This is a genomic window from Mycobacterium sp. (genome assembly GCF_050701515.1).
In the GTDB taxonomy this organism is placed as follows: Bacteria; Actinomycetota; Actinomycetes; order Mycobacteriales; family Mycobacteriaceae; genus Mycobacterium.
On record NZ_JBOGDB010000096.1, the window covers coordinates 1 to 1,987 of the forward strand.

Sequence of the window (1,987 nt, forward strand, 5' to 3'; positions counted from 1 at the left end):
TCCACGACCTGACCGAGCTCACCGGAACCACCAAAGCCGTTGCCGCGCTGGCGGAAACACTCGGCGCCGACTTCACCGACGAGGGCGAGCGATACCGGCACCGCGATGCGCTGACCGGTTTGTTCGCCGAATGGTTCACCGCGCATACCGCGGACGAGATCATTGCGGCGCTATCGTCGTCGTCCGTGCTGTGGGACCGGTATCGCAGCTTCGCCGAGGTGGTCACCGAGGACCGGGTGACGGCCAACCCGATGTTCACCCCGCTCAACCAGCCGCGGATCGGCGAGTATATGGCGCCCGGACTGCCGATGTCGATCGACGGCACGTACCCACCGGCAGTGGCCGCCCCGGCGGTCGGCGACGACACTGCCACCGTGCTGCACGAGTGGCTGGGACTGAGCCCAGACGAGATCGGCCAGCTCACCGAATCGGGCACCGTGGCATGAGCACGCTGCTGAAGCTCCTCGAGCTGGAGCCGGGTGCCGACGCGGACATCTGGATTGGCCCCGCCAGCGGTCCAGTCGGCAAGCGTTCTTACGGAGGGCAATTCGTCGCGCAAAGCCTGGCCGCTGCTTGCCGCACCGTCGATCCCGATCGGTTGCCGACCAACATGCATCTGCAGTTCCTTCGCGGCGGTGAAGCCGGTGATTCCGTCGACTACACCGTGACTCGGGTTTTCGACGGCCGCACTGCGGCGGCGCGCCGTGTCGACTCCCATCAGGACGGCCGGCTGCTGACCACCGCGACGGTGTCGTTCGCCATTGATCTACCCGGCCCCGAGCACGGGCAGCGGTCGTCTGTGCCTGGGGACCCCGACGCACTGCCGCAAACCGGCCCGGCCGGCCCCGCACCGTCGATGCCGCTGGACGAGATCGACATCAGGATCGCCGACGACAGATCCAGCGGCGAGTTTGTGCGCCGGTTGTGGTGGCGGGCAACGGTTCCGCTTCCCGACGACGCATTGGTGCATACGTTGGTCGCGGCATACGTCACCGACGTCTACATGATCGACCCGGCGTTGCAGGTGCACGGGCATTCGATGAAGGCCCGCAGCCATCGCAGCGGCACGACCGATTCGTCGATCTGGTTCCATCGGCCGGTCCTGGCCGATCAGTGGAATCTGCTGGAGTCGAGGTCACCGACAGCGGCGCGCGGACGCGGCGTCGTCACCGGCAGCCTGCTCCGTGCCGACGGGGTCATCGCGGCCACGCTGGTGCAGGAAGGCCTTATCGCAGAGCGGGATCCGCGGGTCTAACGCGTGTCGACGTCGGCGGATCTGATCGTGCTGGGAGCCGGTCCGGCCGGGCTCATGGCTGCCTGGCGAGCCAGCCGCTCCGGACGTTCCGTCGTCGTTCTGGAACGGGCCAACGCGGTGGGCGGCATGGCCGCGAGCTTTTCGGTGGCCGGGGTGCGCGTCGACCACGGCAGCCACCGGCTGCATCCAAGCACTGCGCCGGAGATCATGGCCGATCTGCGCGGCCTGCTGGGCGACGACTTGCAGACCCGACCGAGGCACGGTCGGCTGCGGGTGGACGACCGTTGGGTCAGATTTCCATTGCGGCCGTCGGACCTGGCGCGTTCGCTGCCGCATTCGATGATCGCGCGGATCGGTGCCGAGGCGATCACTGCGCCCCTGCGGCGCACGGGTACCGCGACGAGCTATGCCGACGCATTGCGTCGCGGCCTCGGCCCCACGTTGTACGACCGGCTCTACGGGCCGTACGCCGTCAAGCTGTGGGGCAGGCCGGGCGATGAGATCGACCCCGAACAAGCGCGCGTGCGGGTGAGTGCGGACACCCCCTGGAAAATCGCCAGCCGGTTGTTGCGCCGCCCAGCGGGCGGCACCGGGCGGGTGTTCTACTACCCGCGCCTCGGGTTCGGGCAGATTGTGGACGCTGTTGCCGACGCAGCCGTCGACCGCGGCGTGAAGCTGGAACTTGGCGCCGAGGTGACCGGGATCCGGCCGGGACGCGACGGCGTCGAGGTG

The 1,987-nt window shown here is 68.6% G+C and carries 3 protein-coding genes; all 3 read left to right on the forward strand.

Annotated features, from left to right (window positions below; translation table 11 throughout):
* The coding region (locus tag ACRDU5_RS08390) for a CoA transferase (protein WP_526614021.1) at positions 1 to 446 on the forward strand (446 nt) is incomplete at its 5' end.
* On the forward strand, positions 443 to 1,255 hold the full coding sequence (locus ACRDU5_RS08395; RefSeq protein WP_526614022.1) for an acyl-CoA thioesterase: 813 nt from the start codon (positions 443 to 445) through the stop codon (positions 1,253 to 1,255). The genes ACRDU5_RS08390 and ACRDU5_RS08395, both read left to right, overlap by 4 nt.
* 3 nt (positions 1,256 to 1,258) lie before the next feature.
* Positions 1,259 to 1,987: protoporphyrinogen/coproporphyrinogen oxidase (locus ACRDU5_RS08400; protein ID WP_526614023.1), on the forward strand; the 729-nt coding region annotated here is incomplete at its 3' end.

Bases quoted from the DNA above. Each gene is read 5' to 3' on its own strand.
- ACRDU5_RS08395 (WP_526614022.1), top strand. From the start codon at position 443: ATGAGCACGCTGCTGAAGCTCCTCGAGCTGGAGCCGGGTGCCGACGCG.